This is a genomic window from Haladaptatus ordinarius, from assembly GCF_054177595.1.
This window is the reverse complement of the sequence record NZ_JBPEHH010000007.1, coordinates 17,860-32,626: the sequence shown is the minus strand read 5'-3', so window position 1 is coordinate 32,626 and position 14,767 is coordinate 17,860. Positions and strand designations below refer to the sequence as shown.

Annotated in this window: 16 protein-coding genes and 1 tRNA gene; 10 read left to right on the top strand and 7 right to left on the bottom strand. The window is 63.8% G+C overall.

Annotated elements, in window-relative coordinates:
• Positions 1 to 117: 117 nt before the first annotated feature.
• From ACR3FF_RS04510 to ACR3FF_RS04500, 3 genes are all read left to right on the top strand, one after another.
• Positions 118 to 2,379 (top strand): ATP-dependent DNA helicase, encoded by a 2,262-nt coding sequence (locus ACR3FF_RS04510; RefSeq protein ID WP_458186426.1) that lies wholly within the window; start codon positions 118 to 120, stop codon positions 2,377 to 2,379.
• Complete coding sequence (cgi121, locus tag ACR3FF_RS04505) at positions 2,376 to 2,882, top strand: KEOPS complex subunit Cgi121 (protein WP_458186424.1); 507 nt, start codon at positions 2,376 to 2,378, stop codon at positions 2,880 to 2,882. Before ACR3FF_RS04510 ends, cgi121 begins: the two co-directional genes overlap by 4 nt.
• A gap of 62 nt (positions 2,883 to 2,944) precedes the next feature.
• A complete protein-coding gene (locus ACR3FF_RS04500; RefSeq protein ID WP_458186422.1) occupies positions 2,945 to 3,325 on the top strand; it encodes a DUF5789 family protein in 381 nt (126 codons plus the stop codon).
• A 69-nt stretch (positions 3,326 to 3,394) separates the two neighbouring features.
• Here ACR3FF_RS04500 and ACR3FF_RS04495 read toward each other — a convergent pair.
• Positions 3,395 to 3,467, bottom strand: a tRNA-Gln gene (locus ACR3FF_RS04495).
• 133 nt (positions 3,468 to 3,600) lie between these two features.
• On the opposite strand from ACR3FF_RS04495, the gene ACR3FF_RS04490 reads away from it, so the two are divergent.
• From ACR3FF_RS04490 to ACR3FF_RS04480, 3 genes are all read left to right on the top strand, one after another.
• On the top strand, positions 3,601 to 4,185 hold the full coding sequence (locus ACR3FF_RS04490; RefSeq protein WP_458186421.1) for an IMP cyclohydrolase: 585 nt from the start codon (positions 3,601 to 3,603) through the stop codon (positions 4,183 to 4,185).
• A 25-nt stretch (positions 4,186 to 4,210) separates the two neighbouring features.
• Positions 4,211 to 4,870, top strand: a complete 660-nt coding sequence (locus ACR3FF_RS04485; protein ID WP_458186419.1) for a metallophosphoesterase family protein — start codon at positions 4,211 to 4,213, stop codon at positions 4,868 to 4,870.
• Between the two features lie 88 nt (positions 4,871 to 4,958).
• Positions 4,959 to 6,215: an outer membrane protein assembly factor BamB family protein gene (locus tag ACR3FF_RS04480; RefSeq protein WP_458186417.1), complete on the top strand. Its 1,257-nt coding sequence runs from the start codon at positions 4,959 to 4,961 to the stop codon at positions 6,213 to 6,215.
• A 291-nt stretch (positions 6,216 to 6,506) separates the two neighbouring features.
• On the opposite strand, the gene mdh is transcribed toward ACR3FF_RS04480, so the two are convergent.
• Both mdh and ACR3FF_RS04470 read right to left on the bottom strand, forming a co-directional pair.
• Positions 6,507 to 7,421 carry a malate dehydrogenase gene (mdh, locus tag ACR3FF_RS04475; protein WP_458186416.1) on the bottom strand — a complete coding sequence of 305 codons (915 nt, stop codon included), beginning with the start codon at positions 7,419 to 7,421 and terminating at the stop codon, positions 6,507 to 6,509.
• Positions 7,422 to 7,557: 136 nt separating this feature from the next.
• On the bottom strand, positions 7,558 to 8,238 hold the full coding sequence (locus ACR3FF_RS04470; RefSeq protein WP_458186414.1) for a class I SAM-dependent methyltransferase: 681 nt from the start codon (positions 8,236 to 8,238) through the stop codon (positions 7,558 to 7,560).
• 81 nt (positions 8,239 to 8,319) lie between these two features.
• Here ACR3FF_RS04470 and ACR3FF_RS04465 point away from each other — a divergent pair, with 81 nt between their 5' ends.
• Together ACR3FF_RS04465 and ACR3FF_RS04460 are read left to right on the top strand one after the other, a co-directional pair.
• The gene (locus ACR3FF_RS04465) at positions 8,320 to 8,760 is read left to right on the top strand and encodes a DUF2391 family protein (protein WP_458186412.1); all 441 of its coding nucleotides are present in this window, start codon (positions 8,320 to 8,322) and stop codon (positions 8,758 to 8,760) included.
• Between the two features lie 48 nt (positions 8,761 to 8,808).
• Positions 8,809 to 9,399 (top strand): DUF7090 family protein, encoded by a 591-nt coding sequence (locus ACR3FF_RS04460; RefSeq protein ID WP_458186410.1) that lies wholly within the window; start codon positions 8,809 to 8,811, stop codon positions 9,397 to 9,399.
• Here the strand turns inward: ACR3FF_RS04460 and ACR3FF_RS04455 are convergent, their stop codons facing one another.
• Complete coding sequence (locus ACR3FF_RS04455; RefSeq protein WP_458186408.1) at positions 9,400 to 9,600, bottom strand: hypothetical protein; 201 nt, start codon at positions 9,598 to 9,600, stop codon at positions 9,400 to 9,402.
• A 262-nt stretch (positions 9,601 to 9,862) separates the two neighbouring features.
• Between ACR3FF_RS04455 and ACR3FF_RS04450 the strand changes: the two genes are divergently transcribed.
• Both ACR3FF_RS04450 and ACR3FF_RS04445 read left to right on the top strand, forming a co-directional pair.
• Entirely contained in the window at positions 9,863 to 10,720 is an 858-nt protein-coding gene (locus tag ACR3FF_RS04450) for a universal stress protein (protein ID WP_458186406.1), read from the top strand.
• Between the two features lie 50 nt (positions 10,721 to 10,770).
• Complete coding sequence (locus ACR3FF_RS04445; protein ID WP_458186516.1) at positions 10,771 to 11,919, top strand: inorganic phosphate transporter; 1,149 nt, start codon at positions 10,771 to 10,773, stop codon at positions 11,917 to 11,919.
• A gap of 21 nt (positions 11,920 to 11,940) precedes the next feature.
• Here ACR3FF_RS04445 and ACR3FF_RS04440 read toward each other — a convergent pair whose 3' ends face one another.
• The 3 genes from ACR3FF_RS04440 to ACR3FF_RS04430 all read right to left on the bottom strand — a co-directional run bounded on the left by ACR3FF_RS04440 (position 11,941) and on the right by ACR3FF_RS04430 (position 14,739).
• Positions 11,941 to 12,939 carry a prepilin peptidase gene (locus tag ACR3FF_RS04440; protein WP_458186404.1) on the bottom strand — a complete coding sequence of 333 codons (999 nt, stop codon included), beginning with the start codon at positions 12,937 to 12,939 and terminating at the stop codon, positions 11,941 to 11,943.
• A gap of 146 nt (positions 12,940 to 13,085) precedes the next feature.
• Positions 13,086 to 13,475, bottom strand: a complete 390-nt coding sequence (gene fer / locus ACR3FF_RS04435; protein ID WP_458186402.1) for a ferredoxin Fer — start codon at positions 13,473 to 13,475, stop codon at positions 13,086 to 13,088.
• A gap of 73 nt (positions 13,476 to 13,548) precedes the next feature.
• On the bottom strand, positions 13,549 to 14,739 hold the full coding sequence (locus tag ACR3FF_RS04430) for an inorganic phosphate transporter (RefSeq protein WP_458186400.1): 1,191 nt from the start codon (positions 14,737 to 14,739) through the stop codon (positions 13,549 to 13,551).
• Between the last annotated feature and the right edge of the window lie 28 nt (positions 14,740 to 14,767).

Genomic DNA, 14,767 nt, shown 5'->3' with positions numbered 1-14,767 from the left:
CTGAACGTCTGATGGGAGGGGTGAAATGGTTGACGGAGCACCCGACAGTTTAAACCAGAGGACGCGCCAAACGGAGGTAATGACCGGATTCGCATCGCGCACGCAGGGTGAGCGTGCGTGAAAGTTGCCGATTTGACGGGATTACCCGATGGCGTCCCCGAACACTTCGAAGCGCAGGGCATCGAGGAACTGTACCCGCCGCAAGCCGAGGCGGTCGAGGCGGGCATCACCGACGGCGAGAGCGTCGTCGCCAGCATCCCGACCGCCAGCGGGAAGACGTTCATCGCCGAACTGGCGATGCTCTCCAGCGTCGCCCGCGGCGGGAAGGCACTCTACATCGTCCCACTCCGTGCTCTCGCCAGCGAGAAAAAGGCCGAGTTCGAGGAGTTCGAACAGTACGGCGTCTCTATCGGCGTCTCGACGGGGAACTACGACAGCGACGGCGATTGGCTCGCGACGAAAGACATCATCGTCGCCACGAGCGAGAAAGTGGACTCGCTCGTTCGTAACGGTGCGAAGTGGGTCGACGACCTCTCCTGTGTCGTCGCGGACGAAGTGCACCTTGTCAACGACGCCCACCGCGGCCCCACACTCGAAGTCACGCTCGCGAAACTCCGGCGTGTCAACCCGAATCTTCAGACTGTCGCGCTCTCCGCGACGGTCGGTAACGCGGACGAGATGGCCGACTGGCTGGACGCGACGCTGGTCGATTCGACGTGGCGGCCCATCGACCTTCGCAAGGGTGTTCTCTACGGACAGGCCCTCCACTTCGACGACGGTACCCAGCAGGAACTCCAGCGCGGAAACGAAAAAGAGACTGCTGCGCTCGTCCGCGACACGCTCGGCGACGAGGGGTCGTCGCTGGTCTTCGTCAACTCCCGGCGAAACGCGGAGGCCTCGGCGAAACGACTCGCCGACGTGACGAAATCTCACCTCTCCGACGAGGAACGACGGAAACTCGCCGAGGTCGCAGACGAGATTCGAGACGTGAGCGACACTGAGACGAGCGACGACCTCGCAGACGCCGTCGAGAAGGGGGCTGCGTTCCACCACGCCGGATTGGCGAGCGAACACCGTTCGATCGTCGAAGACACCTTCCGCGACCGCCTCGTGAAAGTCATCAGCGCGACTCCGACGCTCGCGGCGGGGGTGAACACGCCGAGTCGGCGCGTCATCGTCCGCGACTGGCGACGCTACGACGGCGACGTCGGCGGAATGCAACCGCTCGACGTGCTCGAAGTTCACCAGATGTTCGGACGTGCGGGCAGGCCGGGTCTCGACCCCTACGGCGAGGCGGTGCTCATCGCCAAGAGCCACGACGAACTACAGGAGTTGTTCGACCAGTACGTCTGGGCCGACCCGGAGCCCGTCCACTCGAAACTCGCGGCCGAACCGGCACTTCGAACACACATCCTCGCGACCGTGGCGTCCGGCTTCGCTGGGAGCGAAGAGGAACTGCTGGACTTCCTCGAACGAACGCTGTACGCGACCCAGACGGACGAAACGGGGCGTCTCGAAACGGTCACCCAGCGTGTGCTCGAATATCTCGAACGAAACGGCTTCCTCGAACGCGACGACCGCCTGCGGGCGACCGGTCTCGGCCATCGCGTCTCGCAACTCTACCTCGACCCGATGAGCGCCGCCGAAATCATCGACGGGTTGCGCGCGGCCACGGGGAAACCGACCGCGATGGCCCTGTACCACCTCGTCTCGCGCACCCCGGACATGTATCAGCTCTACCTGCGGTCGGGTGACCGGGAACGCTACACTGAAATCGCCTACGAGCGCGAACAGGAGTTCCTCGGGTCGATGCCCTCCGAGTTCGAGGACCACGCCTTCGAAGACTGGCTCTCGGCGCTGAAGACCGCCCGTCTGCTGGAGGACTGGGCGAGCGAACTGGACGAGAATCGAATCACGGAACGCTACGCCATCGGCCCCGGCGACATCCGAGGGAAGGTCGAGACGGCGGAGTGGTTGCTGAACGCTGCGGAGCGTCTCGCCGCCGAACTCCAGCGGGACGAAGCCGAAGGGATTCCGTCGGAGACGACCACCGCCGTCCGAGAAGCGCGAAAACGAGTCGAGTACGGCGTCGAAGAGGAACTCCTCGACCTCGCGGGGGTTCGAAACGTCGGTCGAAAGCGTGCCCGTCGGCTGTACGAGGCCGGAATCGAATCGCGGGCCGACCTCCGCGAGGCGGACAAGTCGGTCGTCCTCGGCGCGCTCCGTGGGCGGCGAAAGACGACCGAGACGATTCTCGAAAACGTCGGACGGCAGGACCCTTCGCTCGACGGCGTGAAAGCGGACGCGAAAGCGAGCGCAGCGGCGGCCGATTCGGCAGAAAGCGACGGGGGACAACAGAGCCTCGGTGATTTCGAGTGAGACTGGTCGAAGGACGGGTCGAAATCGACGACCTCGACGCCTTTCTCGAGCGACTGGGGGCTATCGGGGAGGAGTTCGACTGCGCGGTACAGGCGTTCGACGCACGCTACGTCGCGGGTCGGCCACACCTCGAATCGGCAGTCGAGCACGCGAATCGCGCGTTCGACCGCGAGGAGAACGTCGCCCGTGACCGAGCCGTCGAGGTTTTACTGTACGCCGCGGGCCGCCGTCAGATAAACCAGGCACTCGAGATGGGCGTCTCGGAGGGTGAACAGCCGGTCGTCGTTGCGGTCGATGCCGAACAGGGAGGCGATGACGAGCGAGAGACGCGTGCTGAGGATGCGGTCGAACATCTACTCGAACCCGCCACCACACTCGGTCAACCGGACCGCGAGCGACTGTTCGAGTTCTTCGACATCTCGGAGCGAGAGCTAACCGCGAGTGGTGCCTCGCTCACCGACCTCGTCTGCGAGCGAGTCGCTCTGCTCGAAGTCGAGAAGTAATCCGGGTGGGTTGGAGGTGGAGAGCCAGTACGAATTTCCGACGCCCGCCCATACGTCCGTCTATGCCCGAGGACGACCACGACCCCGAGAGCGTGCAAGAGAGCGCCCGCGAGCGACAGCACGAGCGCGCGGAGAGCGTCGAAGATATGCTCGGCAAGGCAGGTCGGATGCTCGGCGAACACAAGTATCCGACGACCAGCGAGGAACTCGCGGCGGAGTACGGCGACCAGCGACTCGACCTCCCGAACGAGACGGAGACGCTGGGGAGCGTCTTCGACCGCCTCGTCGACGAACGCTTCGAGTCGGCGGACGAGGCACGAGAAGCGGTCTACAACGAGATATCGGGTGAGGCGAGTGGGATGGAAGAGTACAACGACGAGCGAGCGCTCGGAGCGGTGGACGAGGCGGAAACCGACGAGGAATCGAACACGAACTGGCAGTAACTGTGGAGAAGTTCCAGTTGAAACGAAGGGGTTCGAGAGAACATCTGTTGGTCGTATAGAATCGAAGAATAGTCCCACACGGATTCGAACCGCGGTCGAAGCCCCCAGAAGGCTTCAGGATTGGCCACTACCCCATGGGACTGTTTACTGCAGAATAGCGTACTGGCCGCTTGCTTGTAAGCGTTGCGCGTTCCGCGTCCGTATGTTACTGTGGCACACTCCGTAACCATGCACAAACCAGCACCTATTTCCCCACAGATTACGCACGGTCGTGTATGTACGTCGGACGCTTCATCGTCGTCGGCCCGGAGGGAGGCGCGTACCGCGTCTCCTCGCGTTCGTTCCCGAACCGCAAGGCAGTCGCCCGTGAGGAGTCTGTGACCATCACTCCCACCGAAGACGCTCCCGAGACGGATAACCCCTACATCGCCTACAACTGCGTCCGCATCGCTGGCGACACCGCCGTCGTCGGCAACGGTTCGCAGGTCGACCCCATCGCCGAGAAACTCGAACTCGGCTATCCTGCACGGGACGCCCTCGCCGAGAGCTTGCTCGCGCTCGATTACGAGAAGGACGACTACGACACGCCCCGAATCGCGGGCACGATAGGCGAGGAGTCGTACGTCGGCATCGTCCGTCGGGACGCTCTGCTAGTCGAGCAGGTCACGGAACCGACGCTCGTGGCGACCTACGAGAAAGACACGCCCGAACCGTTCGCGTTCGAGCGGTCGAGCGCGGACGAGGCGGCGAGTGCGGCCTACGACCTCGACTTCGAACACCCCGTCTGCGCCGTCGGCGTCGCACGAACCGACGGAGACGGGGGCGTCGATTTCGACCTCGCCGTCGAAAACGGGAATTAAGTCGGCGGCGGTCGTACCGCCGACCATGAAAGTCGGCGTCATCTCTGACGTTCACGCGAATCGCGTCGCACTCGACGCCGTGCTCGACGATATGCCGACGGTCGATGCACTACTCTGTGCGGGCGACGTGGTCGGCTACAACCCGTGGCCCGCCGAGTGTGTCGACGTCCTCCGGGACCGAGTGGCTGCGAGCGTGATGGGAAACCACGACCGCGCGGTAGTCACGGGGACCGCGTTCCGCTTCAACAGCATGGCCAGCGCGGGCGTCGAGTACGCGCGCGACCAACTGAACGACCTCCAGCGCGAGTGGTTGGCGAACCGCCCCGACAGCACTACCGCCTGCGACGGGCGAGTGCAGATCGTCCATGGCCACCCGGACGACCCCGACCACTACACTTATCCGAAGGAGTTCGAACCGGGGTTGCTCGGCGACGCGGACGTACTCGTCATGGGTCACACCCACGTCCAGCATCACGAGGTGTACGACGAAGGAATCGTCGTGAATCCGGGCAGCGTCGGCCAGCCCCGCGACAGCGACCCCCGCGCCGCGTATGCCATCCTCGACCTCGCTGAAATGACCGTGGCGGAACACCGTGTGGAGTATGACGTCGAAACTGTGCAGGAGGCGGTTCGGGAGGCGGGACTGCCCGAACGAATCGGAACGCGATTGGCGGACGGACGGTAGATATCTTCGACCGCCTGTCGCACGCGATACACTGCCAAGTGTCGGCAAAACAGAAAGCACATACCATCACCGGTCGAACCCATCGAGCGTGCCCTCGGTCGACTCCCCCTCAACACCGTCTACTCCTCAACAGTCCGGCTCGTCACGATTCGGTTCGTCTCGGCATCGGTCGTCGCGTCGAGCGTTCCTCACGGGTGCGGGAACCGCGACGGCGAGCGTGCTCGCCGGCTGTAGCGTCCTTGGCGGCGGCGAAGACGCCACGACGTTCCACGACGGTGACTGGCATCAATACGGCAACGACCCGACGAATGCGAACCGCGTAACTGGCGGGGTGCCAGAGCCCGGCGAGCACGAAACCCTCACCTCGGCCAGCTGGCCGTACGCGCCGCCCGTCACCTACGACGGTGTCGTGTACTTCGCCACCGAGCGGCGAGTCGTTGCAATCGCACCCGATGGCAGCGAGCGGTGGTCGCGAAACCTCGACGTAGAAGTTTCCGGAGCACCGGCCTTCGACCCGGACCGTGGTCGCCTCTACGTTCCGACGCGGGTCGTTTCGACGACGACCGGGCCGGACCCTGCACCGGCGTCCGTGACCGTGCTCTCGCTCGCAGACGGCGATGTAATCGGCGCACCCCGCATCGGTGACGACCGTACGTACGGCGTCACCATCTTCGACGACGACGTGTACGTCCGCAGCGCCACCACGTGCGTTAGGCTCGCACCGGACGGCACCGAACGCTGGCGACGCCCGCTCGACCCACTCGTTTACGACGAGTACAATCTCGGCGACGGAACCGCGACGCAGGTCCCACCCGCTGTCGTTGAAGACGGCGTCTACGTCCCTGGCCGGAACGCGCTCGTGATGCTCGACCGCGAGACCGGAACGGAACGCTGGCGCGTCCCCGTCGATACACCGTACGCCGCCTCGGTCGTCGACGACGGCGGCGTCGTCCAGACGGGCTGGCAGGAGACCGTCGCGGTCGACCACTCGGGCGACGTCCGCTGGCGGCGAGACCTTCACAGTATTGCCGCCGCCGCGGTATCCGACGGCGACGTCCACGTCTCCGCAGGTGACCTCTACGAACTCGACGCAGAAACCGGCGAGACGAACTGGAAGGCCCACCTCGGGGAACATGGCACGGCCGCCCCTGTAGTGACCGACGACGCCGTTCTCGCCGTGACGAGTTCCCTTCTCGCGTTCCGCCGGGACGCTGGCGGTGTTTTCGGGCCGAACCGCGACCTGTGGCACGCGTCGGTCCACACGTCCAGATATTCGTCGCCAGTGGTCGCGGCCGGTCACGTATTTGCCGTCGGGCCTCGCGGCCTGCTGGCACTCCGACCCTGAGCGGACGGCTGAGGACGGCGATTCCCACGATAGTTTCGGTAGAGCGGTCGTGCCGCCGGCTACGGATTGAACGACCGATCCGCACCCTCCATTCAGCACAGTCACCGAAATATATCATACGCCGATACTGTCGCGATGCCGTTTCGTTCGGAGTCAGTAGTCGTTCGAACGCCGGAGAGAACTACTGAAACAACTAGCTCGTCATGTTTTGACCGAACCGGCGAGGATTCTCTGTACGCACGCTGTTACCACGCTGGAAAAGAACGGACTCGAAACCACCCGAAGACTCGTTTACTCGATCTTGCCGTACTGCTCTGCGAGTTTGTCGGCGGCCTCGCCGAGCTGTTCGCGCTCGAACTCGGTCAGGTCCCACTCAACGATTTCCTCGACGCCGTTCTTCCCGAGTTTGACTGGAACGCCGAGCGCCACGTCGTCGTGGCCGTACTCGCCTTCGAGTTTGACCGAACCGGGGACGACCTCGCCCGTATCGCGCAGGACGGCCTCGACCATGTGACCGACGCCCGTCGCCGGACCCCACTCGGTCGCGCCTTTCTTCTCGATGACGTTCATCGCGCTGGTCTTGAGTTCGCCGAGAATCTCCTCTTTCTCGTCGTCCGTGAACTCGGGGTCGGTGCCGTTCACGCGGACCTTCGAGAAGACGGGCACCTGTGTGTCGCCGTGCTCGCCGAGGATGGTCGCCTCGACGTTCTGGACCGGCGCGTCGAAGCGCTGGCTGAGGACGTAGCGGAACCGGGCGCTGTCGAGTCGGCCGCCGAAGCCGATAACTTTCTCCCGTGCGCGGTCGCCCGTCTCGTAGAGGTGGCGGTTGAGCAGGTCGACCGGGTTCGAGGTGGTGATGGTGACGAAGTCGTCGTTGTGTTCCGCGATGGACGAGCCGATGTCCTCCATGATGGGCGCGTTGTCGCCCGCGAGGTCGATGCGCGTCTGCCCTGGCTGGCGTGGGATTCCTGCGGTGATGACGACGACGTCTGACCCGGCGGTGTCCTCGTAGGTGCCCTGCCGGACGACCGTGTTCGAGTCGTAGGCGGCCCCGTGGTTCACGTCGGCGGCCTGGCCGATGGTGTCGTCTTCTTTGTCCGGGATGTCCACGAAAACGAGTTCGTCCGCGATGCCACGCAGCGCGATGTTGTAGCCTGCGGCGGCCCCGACGGTGCCCGCCGCGCCGACTACGCTAACTTTCACCATATCACTCGAAAATCCCCCTGCGATTTGGTTAAATCCTCCGGAACCGCGTTTCATCTCGACAGCAAACAGTCCCGGTCGATTATTATCTAGTTCCACCTGAAACGAAGGGGTTCTGGATGCAGAAACTCCGAAATTTTCACGGCGCGACGCCGACCGTCAGCAGCGTTCCCAACTCGCGGTACCGTTCGACCATCGCCTCACGGCCGTCCCAGTCGTCGGTCGGGAACGCCGATTCGTCGGGTATTTCGGTTTCGTGGTCGGGAATGTTGTCCTGTTCTGCGACGTACAGTCCGGCGTCGCGGAAGGCGGCCCGGTACTCCTCGGCGCTCCAGCGCGTCATCTCCACCGAGATGTTTTCCTGCCACTCGTGGGAGTAGACGTTCTCCTCGTAGTAGTTCACGGCACAGAAGACGGTGCCACCGGGACGGAGGACGCGCCGGAGTTCGCGGAGCGTCTCGTGTGGGTCGGTCGCGTAGTAGAACGCCTCCATCGTGAACGCGTGGTCGATGCTGTCGTCGGCGAACGGGAGGTGGTCGAAGTCGCCGACGAGGAACGCGACCTGCGAATCGTCGGTGTACCCTCGCGCGTTGTGCGCCATCTCGGGTGAGCCATCCAGGCCGTACACTCGCCCCGCACCTTTCGTCTCGCGGAGTGCCCGCCCGGCGTAGCCGCTTCCACAGCCCAAATCGAGGACGGTGTCACCCGCCTCGACCGGCATCCGGGCGAGGACGTCTTTCGCAGTGTACCAGTGGCGCTCTTCCATCCCTCTGTCTCTCCCGTCTGTCGCCCAGTCGTCGAACTCCTCGCGCACGCTCATGTTCGAGCGGACGGGCGCCCCAGACAAAATGCTCTCGAAACGCACGAGTGCTTTACATCCCTGCGGTTCTTCGTCGTAGACATGGTCGGTACGAAAAAGCGATTCGCACTCGCCGACACTGCCCAGCAGATCGTCGGCGGCTTTCTCCTCGCCGGCCCGTTCGTGGTCACCGAGGAAGTCTGGCGACTGGCGACGAACATGAGCGGCGTCCACGCACTGCTGACCGTCTGTATCGTCTTCGCCATCGGCTACGGCGCACTCTACAAGGCAGACCACCAGCGCGACCCCGACCGAGAGGTAGAAGTCGCGGGCATCCCCGCGCGATTCATCTCCCTGATGGGCGTCTCGTTCGGGTCGGTCGCAATCCTCGCCGTCGTCTTCGCCGCACCGGAGACGTTTCTCGGTGACGGCTTCGTCGACGGATCTGTCTCCGAAGCGGTGGTCGTGACGACGCTGAAAGCTATCAGCGTCGGTGCTATCTTCAGCGTCGTCGGTGCGGCAACTGCGGATAGTGTCTTCTGACCCCGAATCCCGCATATTTTAAGTCGATTCCCATGGTTACCGGACGATATGGATTATCGTCTCGCCATCGAGAACACGCCGGATTCCGTACCGGGCGGAACCGGCATCCTTCTTTTGCACCCGAGCACGGGAGAAACCGACCGAATCGACACCGATTTCCTGAAAACCGACACCGACCGATTTCTCGTCATCTCGACCCGGACGACGGCCCGCGAGGTGAAACAGAAACTCGACCACTACGACGTAGACGAGCGCAAAGCCGACATCCTGGACACGCTCTCCATCGAACGTGGCTACTCCCGACGCACGACCGACGACGTTCACTACGTCTCCGCGCCCGACGACCTCGAAGGCATCGTCTCGGTGACCGAACAGTTCCTCTCGGAGACCGACGGCAAACGCCGTATCAGTTTCGACTCCATCACCGAGATGGCCTACTACGCCGACGAACAGCGCGTCTACGAGGCGATACTGCGAGTGCTCGACCTGCTCGATAAACACGACGCGGTCGGCCTGTTCCACCTCTCGAAGGGCGTCCACGACGAAGAGCAGATAGAGCGATTCCTCGGCCTGTTCGACGCGGTCGTCGACCTGGACCGGGACGGGAACGTCGAAAGCGATTTCTCCAAAGTGGCGTAGCTACCCTCGTTCTGCCGCCGGGCTCTCTCCACCCGAAACGATGCCCTTCTCGACGGCCATCGCCACGCCGACCTGCATCCCGGTGAACCCGACGCCGGGGACGAGCAGACCGAGCGCGAGACGCAGTACGGCGGAGACGCTGACCTCGATGAGACCGAAGTAGGCGGGAAAAACGAGACCAGCGCGCCGAGTCCCGACCACCGGCCCACCTCGTAGCGGTTCGGTTCTGCCGTGTACTGGTGGAGCCGAATCGCGAGTGCAACTCCGACCCCCAGACGAACGTCTGCGACGTGGCGAGAACGGTGTCACTGACGAGAAACATAAACGACCCAACACCGAGTGCGCCGCCGCCGAGTGTGCCGACCCCCCACCGAGTCGATCGATTCACGACTCGAGATCGAATGCCAGAACGAAAATTCTAGGGTATCAACCCTTTTACTGACCCCGGTCGTAGGTACCAGAGATGGGCAAAACGAGTGAGTATCGCGTCGCGGTCGCGGTGGCGCACCCGGACAACGCCCCGCAGTTGACTCGCACGGCGGTCGACATCGCACGGGAACGAGACGGCGAGGTCCTCGTGTTCAGCGTCCTCGTCAAGGAGCGAGAGTCACCGTTCGCCCTCTTCACGGACGAGGTCATCGTCCGGGAGTTCGGCGACGAGAAACGGAAGGTTCTCGACCGAGTGATCGAAACGGCACAGGGAACCGTCCCCGTCCGCGGCCAGTTGCTCGTCTCACACGACATCGCCCGGGCGCTCACGGACGCCGTGGTCGAGTTCGACTGTGATACGCTCGTCGTCGGGTGGCACGAGCGCAAGCGCCCGAGCGAAATCGTCCTCGGAAGCAACGTCGACCGTCTCGTCGCCCGTGCCCCGTGTGACTTGCTCGTGGAGAAAATCGGTCCGGCGGACGGCGTCGATTCGATTCTGGTCCCGGTCGCCGAGGGACCACACGCGGAACTCGCAGTCGACGTCGCGCGTGCCATCGCGCTGACGAACGACGCCCGCGTCCACCTGCTTCGGGTCGCAAACGACCGCAGCACGGATGCAGGGGTTATACTTACGACCCTCGAACGTCGAATTCGACCCGTGACAGCCGAGACCGAAGTTCGTACCGGGGGTGTGACCGAGACCGTCGTCGAGGAGGCATCGAAACACGACGTGACCGTTCTCGGTTCGACACGTCAGGGAATGCTCCGCCGGCAACTCGTCGGCACCGTCCCACAGGCCGTCGGCAGACGGGCGGACACGACCGTCATCATCGCGCGACGACCGGTCGGTATCCGCCCTCGACTGAACCGACTGCTTCGGGAAACATTGTGACGGTCGGAACCATCGCCGTCGTCTTCGTAGCGGTACTCGCGAGCCTGTTCATGGCGTGGGCGCTCGGCGCGTCGAGCAACTCCCCGCCGTTCGCGCCAGCGGTCGGGGCGAACGCGATTCCGACGATGCGGGCGGCCTTCTTCATCGGCGTGTTCGCCGCACTCGGCGCGATTGCACAGGGTGGAAGCATCTCCGAGACCGTCGGCACTGGGCTGATAGACGGCGTCTCGATAACGCCGCTCGGCGCTGCCGCAGGGCTGTTCACGTCGGCGCTGTTCATCGCGGTCGGCGTCTCGACGGGCTATCCGATTCCGGCGGCGTTCGCCACGACCGGTGCGATGGTCGGCGTCGGACTCGCGCTCGGCGGCGACCCGGCGTGGGATACCTACCGACGAATCACTACGTTCTGGGTGGCAGTTCCGTTCGTCTCGGCGAGTATCGCGTACACGACCGCCTCGCTCCTCCGACACGACGACATCCCCGAAACCGTCGGTGTGCCGCTTCTCGGGGGCCTCGTCGGGTTCGTCCTGGCGAACGTCGATATCGCCGTCGTCCCCGGCCCGGATGGACAACAGACGGTCGCCCACTTCGTCTCGGGCCGCGTCGGGGCGACACCTACGCTGTTCGGGACGTACGACGTGGTGATGGTGGCGACGAGTCTCGTCGCGGGAGCGGTCGTCTTCGCCGTACTGTATCGGTCGATGGAGCGGTCGATGCAGACGGGAATCAAACAGTTCCTCGTCGGCCTCGGTGCCGTCGTCGCGTTCTCCAGCGGCGGGAGTCAGGTCGGTCTCGCGACCGGCCCGCTCGAACCGCTGTTCGGCACCTTCGACGTCCCCGACGTGACGTTGCTCCTCCTTGGTGGCACCGGCATCCTGCTCGGCGCGTGGATGGGTTCGCCGCGTCTGTTGCAAGCGGTCTCACGCGAGTATTCGCAACTCGGAATGCGACGCTCCATCGCCGCACTCGTCCCCGGATTCCTCATCGCACAGGCGGCTATCGCGCTGGGAATCCCCATCTCGTTCAACAACATCATCATCTCCAGCGTCATCGGGAGCGGCCTCGTCGTCGGGTCGGGGGGCGTCTCCGGACGAAAGATAGCGTTCACGCTGAGTGCGTGGGTCATCTCGCTCGTCGGTGCTGGAACCATCGGTTTCGGTATGTACACCGTACTGACGATGGTGACCGGCATCAGATGACCACCGGCGTCGGCCTCGAACTCAGAAACTCGTGAATCCCAGCACGCCGAGTAGCCCCGAGAGCAGGTCGCCGTAGCCGAACGCGACGACCAGGCCGACGAACATCGGGACGATGAACGGGATGCCTGGCGACACCCACACTTCCTCTTCGGCGACCAGCACTTCCAACCCGCCCCGCAACTTGGCGGGCGTCGTCCCGTACGCGTCGTGATCGATGTCGGCTAAAAAGCGGGCGGCACCCCACGGATCTTCGTAACCCGACGATTCCCGTGTCGCGTATTCCGTGACGACCGTTCCACCGTCGGTCACTGCGCCTTCTGTCACCGCGCCATCGGTCGGCGGATTCGGCGTCTCGGGCAGGGTCGCAGGGTCGCGCAGGTCGTGGGCTCGCTCTCGCAGGTCGGCCAGCGTGACACCCCGCCACCGGAGGTACATCCGAACCGCGTCCAGGTCCACCCCGTTACGCGTGATTCCGTCAGGAGTTTCGAGCAATCGGCCGTGGGCTTCCGGAATCTCGTTCCATCGCACGACGTGCCCGACGAACATCGCGGACGAGAACCGTCCTGCGAACAGGTTTCGGACGAACAACGCGACGGGATAGAGCGCCCCGATCAGGACCGTGTTCGTCAGTATCGTGAGCGAGAACACGCCGAGTACGCTGCCCTGAATGGGAACCAGCCACTCTCCGACGTGGTAGGCCGGATAGGTCGGAAACAGTGCGGCGACCACGAGAAACGCCTTCGCGTCCGCGCCGCCGAACGCCCGGAACCACCAGAACGCCAGGACCAGCGGCGCGACGAAACCCAGACTCACGGCGACGCGAAAGAGGAACCACCGCTGTTCGAGCGGCCTGGCTTGCATCGCCGTGAGTCCGTCCCACGCCAGCAGCACGACCGCGAGCACGGCGAGCGGATACCACGTCTCGTTGGGAACTCGGCGCGTCTCGACGTCGCGCCACGAGGCCCACCCGAAGACGGGGATGGCGAGCAATCGCAGGAGGTCGGGAATCGAAGTGTGCACCACACGGGAGGCCTCAGTCAGAGATGTTAGGTGTTGCGGTCTGTCAAAAATGAAATGATATCGACCCACGAATTATTTCGGGAGTGCGTGGCACCTAAACCCACAACTAGCCGACGAAACGAAACCCCCTGAAAACTGTTCGGGGTTTAGATGACGCGGTTCTGCAGGTAGTCGAGGTGCTTCGCGTTGTAGACGATTTTGACCTCGTCTTCGGCCGCACTACCGATGCAGGTCAGGCGAACGTTCTTGTCTTCGACTTCCTCGTCGCTGAGAATCTGCTGCATGTCCATGTCGATTTCGCCTTCCTTGAGGATGGCGGCGCAGTTCGCACAGGCACCGGCACGGCACGAGAAGGGCCAATCGTAGCCCTGTGCCTCGGCGGCTTCGAGGATGTACTCGCCCTCGTTGACTTCGAGCGAGCCGAAGTCCTCCTCGCCGAAGTCGGCGTCGGCGGCCTTGTCGAACAGGTCGTCGTCGTCGATGTCCCAGCCCTGGTCGTCCAGCGCTTCGTAATTGAGGTATTCTACGGTAGGCATCACACGAGGCTTCGTCCGGGGGATGGTTAGTAGTTGTTGTTTCGCTCGCCATGCATGATGAATCGGGAACGATTCAGGCAGAGATGAGCGGGACGAACGAGAACAGGAGGTACGACGCGATGGCGGAAATAGACGGCGTGATGATCCAGAGGCCGACGACGCGTGCGGTCGTGGAGGGGTCGAACAGGTCGCTCGCCTGGAGCGTGTTGGGGTCTTCTTCACCGATTTTCGTCACCTCGTCCTGTTCGGCGGTCAGCACGCTGACCGACATCCCCGGCCGGTCTTCTTCGTCGTCGGCCCGCCCGCGGACCGCGGCGGCGGCGGCGTCGGAGATGCGCACGGTTCGCGTCGCGCGCCCCCACCCGAGACCGACGATGCACATCGTCGCACTCACGGCGAGACTGGCGGGGATGCCGATAGACGAGAGGAACGTGATGAGACTCGCGCTGACTATCTCGACGATGAGTGCTGCGAGCAGGGGCAAGTCCGTCAGGTCGTTCCCGACCGTGTCGAGCGTTCGACGAGCAATGGTGAACGCACCCAGGGTAATCGCGAGACCCGCGAGCAAGACGCCCTGGCTCTCGCCGACAGAACCGCTTCCAACGAGCGGCGCGACCGCGTTGGCGACGTTAGACGCACCCGCCGAGAACGCCATGTAACAGCCGATACCGACCACGAGGAAACTGACGAAGATCTCCTTCGGTGTGGCGTTCGAGGAGATGGCCGGGTACGGCACCGACCCGACGCGGTTGACCTCTAGCAGGGGGCCGTCGGACTGTTCGAGTTCGAACCAGACGTCGAGATAGGGGTAGAGGTAGCGGCCGATGACGGCACACACCCAGAACGCGAGCACCGGGGCGACGAGCCACCACGAGACGATTTCGAACATCACGTCGGTCTGCAGCGTGTCGGTCGCGATGCCCAGTCCGGCGATTGCACCGACCGCCGTCATCGAGGTGGACGCTGGTACACCGAAGAGATTCGAAATGAGAAGCGCCATGCCGACAAAAAAGAGGACGCCGACGCTGGCACCGAGCGTGAAATTCATGCTGACGATTTCGCCCCCCATCGTCTCGATGACCTTCCGTCCGACCGTCCACCCGCCGAGGAGAGCGAACCCCGACATCAGTCCTGCTGCGGCGAGTTTCGACACTGTTCCACTTCCGACTGCGGGACCGAACGCGACGCCGGTCGAGGAGCCACCGATGTTGAATCCGACGAACACGGCGACACCGAGACCGACTACCAGCAAAACTTCGACCATACTCGTACATTCGTCTCGTCATCTTAAA